Origin of the sequence: Gemmatimonas sp. (genome assembly GCF_046594945.1) — a bacterium.
GTDB lineage: Bacteria > Gemmatimonadota > Gemmatimonadetes > Gemmatimonadales > Gemmatimonadaceae > Gemmatimonas.
In genome coordinates this window covers 1-4572 of sequence record NZ_JBKJRB010000118.1, presented here as the reverse complement: position 1 = coordinate 4572, position 4572 = coordinate 1, and the positions used below count along the sequence as shown (strand labels likewise).

The following is a 4572-nucleotide window of genomic DNA, read 5'->3' as shown; positions in this document are numbered from 1 at the left end:
TAGGAATTACGGGCGCTAGGAATTACGGGCGCTAGGAATTACGGGCGCTAGGAATTACGGGCGCCAAGAGTCAGGAGCGTAACGGAAAACGGCGTGAACAGCGAGCGATCCATACGCGCTCACTGTCGCGCCGTTCGCTGTTTCGCCCCTAATTCCTAGCGCCCCTAATTCCTAGCGCCCGTAATTCCCAGCGCCGTTGGTCGTTGTATCTCACTCCGCTCCCCCCGCAATCTGCGCCCCCACTCTCCCTGCCAGCGACGGGTGTTGTTTCCACATGTACGCGCCCATCGCGGCCGAGGCGATCAGGTTCGCGAGGAAGACCTGCAGCCACGTGATCTCGCCGAATCCCTGAGAGAGCACCGACGTCCAGCCGACCCAGCCCACTTCGAAGACCACGAACAGCCCGGCGAAGCCGATGAACGAGGAGGGTACTTTCTCGGCGCTGTTCACGACCCACGAGAACGCATACCCAATCACGCAAAAGAGCGCGAAGTGAAAGAGTGTGTAGCCGATGAAGGCGGCGGCCCGGCTCGGCGTGTCGCCCTGCAGGAACAGCGATCCCAGTGAGCTGCCCAGCATCACCGGGGTGGCGAGGAGCTCGCCGCGTGTTGCGTCGAGAATCGCGAACCAGACCGCAATCGCGGTGGCTCCGATGAGTCCGGCGGAGATTCCTTCGCGTGCTACTCGATTGCCCGTAGACATCCGGTGCCCTCCTCCACTGTCAGTGAATTCGGAGGCTTGCCCCTCGACAAACCCCGTCCACGCTGTACATAGCATCGTCAGCGGTACATATCTGCAGCAGGAAGCCCGATGGAGTTGTGTTACCGTCGTGTAGCTCTACGCCACATGACGGTCGTCGTTCCCCGAGTCTCTCCCGTCATCGGAAACGTTGATCGGTTGATGCTGCACTCCATCTCTCGCGAGAGTACCACCCAATCCCGAGTTCTGCCATGCCCCGAGCGACTCACCCCATATTCGCTATCCTGCTGTCCGCTGCTGGTCCCAGTTTGCTGCTGCTCGCGGCCTGCGGCGGTGGCGCGGCGGCCGACCGCGCGAAGGCTGAGAAGACGAAACTGGCGGCGGGCCCCTCGTGTGTCAGCACCGACTCGACGCCGGTCGGGCTCGCGGTGCTCGACTTCATCACCAAGGCGGAGCCCCTCCCCAAGCGGTTCCTGAGCGCGGCCGGTACGGATTCCGCAGTGCCCGATGACGGCTTCAAGGTGCTGCAGGACAAGGGGCCGACCTACTTCTACAGCAGCGACACGGTCGCGCAACGCAAGATTCGCGAGAAGCTCGAAGAGGTTGGGCCGTATCCATCGATGTTGGTCGTGTTCCGCGGCAAGACGGAGGCGGATAACGGTAATAGCGTCACCGTGCGACTGGGCGGGCATTATGTGGGTGGCGACAACAACGGCACGGTGGCGCCGACCCGCTCGTTTGAGGTGCGCTGCGACACGACCGGATGGAAGGTCGCCGCGTCCAAATCCGAGGCGGGCGCCTGATGTCGGCCCGCCCCGAGCGACTCGTTTCGCTCGATGTGTTCCGGGGCATGACCGTGGCCGGTATGCTGCTCGTGAACAACCCCGGCAGCTGGTCGGCGATTTACCCGCCGCTCGAGCACGCCGCGTGGCATGGGTGGACGCCGACCGACCTGATCTTCCCGTTCTTCCTCTTCATCGTCGGCATCACCACCGAGCTCTCGCGGCGCGCCCGGCGCGCTCGCGGCGATGATGAACGCGCGATTCTGCGACAGATTCTCCGTCGTGGCGCCCTCATTTTCTTGTTCGGCTTTCTGCTCTCCGGTTTCCCGTTCTTCACCTGGCCGCCCGCCCTCCCCGAGGCCACGTTCCTCGAGCGGGTGGTCGACCGGTTCGAGCATTGGCGCGTGTTGGGTGTCCTACAGCGAATCGGTCTCGCTTACCTGTTCGGCGCGCTGCTCACGTGGCGCACGACGCTGAAACAGCAATTCGGGATTCTCGCGGTGCTGTTGTTCGGCTACTGGGCGCTGATGACGCTGGTGCCGGTCCCTGACACTGGCGTGGCAGGACGCTTGGTCCTGGACAAACCGGACCAACTGCTGAGTGCCTGGCTTGATCGCACGATCTTCGGCACCAACCATCTGTGGATCGGCGCCAAGACCTGGGACCCGGAAGGATTGCTCAGCACCGTTCCGGCGATCGGCACCATGATCGTGGGGACCTTTGCCGGACGGTGGATCGCGCATCAGGAACGCACGCTCACCGATCGCCTGGCGGGGTTGTTTGCGGTCGGTGCGATCACGATGATGCTTGGACTCGTGTGGCATTGGGTCTTTCCGATCAACAAGAGCATCTGGTCGAGTTCCTACGTGCTTTTCACGGCGGGCATGGGCGCCGTCTCGCTCGCCACCTGCATGTGGATCATCGATGTGATGCAGGTGCGACGCTGGACGTTTCCATTCGTCGTATATGGTACGAACCCGATGCTCGCGTTTCTCGGGTCAGGATTGATGGCGCGCCTCATCTCATCGATCTGGACGTGGGAATCAGGTACCGGCAGTCGGATCTCGGCGCAGGGATTCGTGTTCAACACCCTGTACGCATCGTGGCTTCCGCCGCGGGAAGCATCGTTCGCGTACGCCCTCAGCTTCGTGGCCCTCTGGTTCCTGATACTCTGGGGCGCCTGGAAGCGCGGGTTCGTCCTCAAGGTCTGATGATGACGCCTCTTCGGCTCACCAGCACTATTCGTCGCCGTTCGCTCGCACTCGTTGCGGGCATCCTGCTTCTCGCGCCCGATCTCGCCGTTGCCGATCTCGCCGTTGCCGATCTCGCCGTTGGCGATCTCGCCGTTGGCGACCCGGCCGTTGGCGACCCGGCCGTTGGCGGCGCGTCCGCTGCGGGCGCGGAATCCGCGAAATCAGTGAGCGCCCTCACGGTACAGTCGCTCTCCAGCCGGCAACGCCAGCGGCCGAGGCCAACCAAGAAGACGCCGGCCAAGCGCAGTACGCGAAGCACGCGGGCGGGGCGGGCACGCGCGACAATCGTCCCGGTGCTGCGCTACACGATGCCGCGTGGCGAGGCCGCGCTCACCAGCGATCTCACCACGCTGCTGGGCAGTCGTACGAGGAACGGGGGCTGGGGCGCGATCGTCATCAGCATCACGCGTGGTGACACGCTGTTCGCCCACGGTGCCGACAGCAAGATGGTGCCGGCGAGCACGATGAAACTGTTCACCTCCGCGATCGCGTTCGAGCGGCTCGGCCCTGAGCACACGTTCAGTACCGATGTGCTGCGCGACGGTCCACTGGAAGCCAACGGCGTCGTGCGCGGCAACCTGGTGCTGCGCGGCGATGGTGACCCGTCCATGTCACCGCGCTTCGTGCGCGGTGGTCCCGATGCCTCGATGATGATGCTGGCGCGCTTTGTGGCCGGCGCCGGTATCACGCGGGTGACGGGTGACCTGGTGGCCGACGCATCGGCGCTGGAGATGCGCGGCATCCCTGAAGGCTGGCTCACGCGCTATGCCGGGGCAGGCTACGCGGCGCCGTTTTCGGCGCTCACGCTCAACGAGAATATCGTCATTGTCGGTGTCACAGCGGGCGGCGTGGGCGGCGTTGGCAAGGTGTTCCTCGAGCCGGCGACCCGCGGCCTCACGATCACCAACACGGTCCGCACGGTTGCCGGGAGCAGCACGCGTATCAGCGCCCATCGCGCCGGCAACGATCGCGTGGTGGTCTCGGGCACAATCGGCGCACGCGCAGGCACGGTGCGCTATCAGCTGGTGGTCGGTGATCCGGCCACGTTCACTGGGGGCGCTTTTCGTGCCGCGCTCGAGGCGCAGGGCATCACCGTCGACGGTGCACTGCGGGTCGGGACAACGCCCGGCAATGCCACCCTCGTGACCAGTCTGCCGTCGCCGCCGCTGTCGCGTCTCGTGTCGACGATGAACCGCGAGAGCATCAACATCTTTGCGGAGCTCCTCTTCCGCGGCGCTGCCCGTGGTGCAGACAAGCGGACGCTCGGCTCGGCCGAGAATGCCTCGGCCACGTTGCATGAGTTCATGGTGCGCCAGGTCGGCGCCGCACCCGACGCCGTCAGCGTGACTGACGGCAGCGGCCTCTCGGTGCTCGACCGCGTCACGCCGCGGTCACTGGTGCAACTGTTGGCCCACGCCCATCGCGCTCCATGGGGGAGTGCGTTTCACGCGTCGCTGCCGGTCGCTGGTGAATCCGAGCTGCTGCGCAATCGCATGCGGGCCACCCCGGCGCAGGGTAACCTGCACGCGAAGACGGGCACCACGAACGACGTGATCGGTCTCTCGGGCTATGTGACGGCCGAAAACGGCGAGATCCTCGCGTTCGCGTTCTTGTATAACGGCAAGGATCGCTGGCACGCCCGCGAAACGATTGATGCGATGGGCCCCACGATGGCGGCGTTCTCGCGGGAGTAGTCGCGCCGCCGCTGGCCGGAGCGCTGCGGTGAGCTTCGCGCTGACGATCAATGCCATCGCCGAACAGCGGCACAGCTGACGCGAAGGTCGCGAAGCACGCGAAGCACGCGAAGGTCGCGAAGCACGCGAAGGTCGCGAAGGTCG

The 4572-nt window shown here is 65.0% G+C and carries 4 protein-coding genes; 3 read left to right on the top strand and 1 reads right to left on the bottom strand.

Features of this window, described 5'->3' with window-relative positions; all coding sequences use genetic code 11:
- Positions 1-210 precede the first annotated feature (210 nt).
- A complete protein-coding gene (locus ACLL97_RS14365) occupies positions 211-702 on the bottom strand; it encodes a hypothetical protein (protein ID WP_411281163.1) in 492 nt (163 codons plus the stop codon).
- A gap of 248 nt (positions 703-950) precedes the next feature.
- On the opposite strand from ACLL97_RS14365, the gene ACLL97_RS14360 reads away from it, so the two are divergent.
- Genes ACLL97_RS14360 through dacB form a run of 3 tightly spaced genes read left to right on the top strand, consistent with a single transcriptional unit; the run spans position 951 to position 4428 of the window.
- Positions 951-1502 (top strand): hypothetical protein, encoded by a 552-nt coding sequence (locus ACLL97_RS14360; RefSeq protein ID WP_411281162.1) that lies wholly within the window; start codon positions 951-953, stop codon positions 1500-1502.
- Complete coding sequence (locus tag ACLL97_RS14355) at positions 1502-2692, top strand: acyltransferase family protein (protein WP_411281161.1); 1191 nt, start codon at positions 1502-1504, stop codon at positions 2690-2692. The genes ACLL97_RS14360 and ACLL97_RS14355 overlap by 1 nt, the downstream gene beginning before the upstream one ends.
- Positions 2692-4428 (top strand): D-alanyl-D-alanine carboxypeptidase/D-alanyl-D-alanine-endopeptidase, encoded by a 1737-nt coding sequence (gene dacB, locus ACLL97_RS14350; RefSeq protein ID WP_411281160.1) that lies wholly within the window; start codon positions 2692-2694, stop codon positions 4426-4428. Before ACLL97_RS14355 ends, dacB begins: the two co-directional genes overlap by 1 nt.
- The last annotated feature ends 144 nt before the right edge of the window (positions 4429-4572 follow it).

Coding starts and splice junctions, on each gene's coding strand:
- dacB (WP_411281160.1), top strand. CDS start 2,692: ATGATGACGCCTCTTCGGCTCACCAGCACTATTCGTCGCCGTTCGCTC.
- ACLL97_RS14365 (WP_411281163.1), bottom strand. CDS start 702: ATGTCTACGGGCAATCGAGTAGCACGCGAAGGAATCTCCGCCGGACTC.
- ACLL97_RS14360 (WP_411281162.1), top strand. CDS start 951: ATGCCCCGAGCGACTCACCCCATATTCGCTATCCTGCTGTCCGCTGCT.
- ACLL97_RS14355 (WP_411281161.1), top strand. CDS start 1,502: ATGTCGGCCCGCCCCGAGCGACTCGTTTCGCTCGATGTGTTCCGGGGC.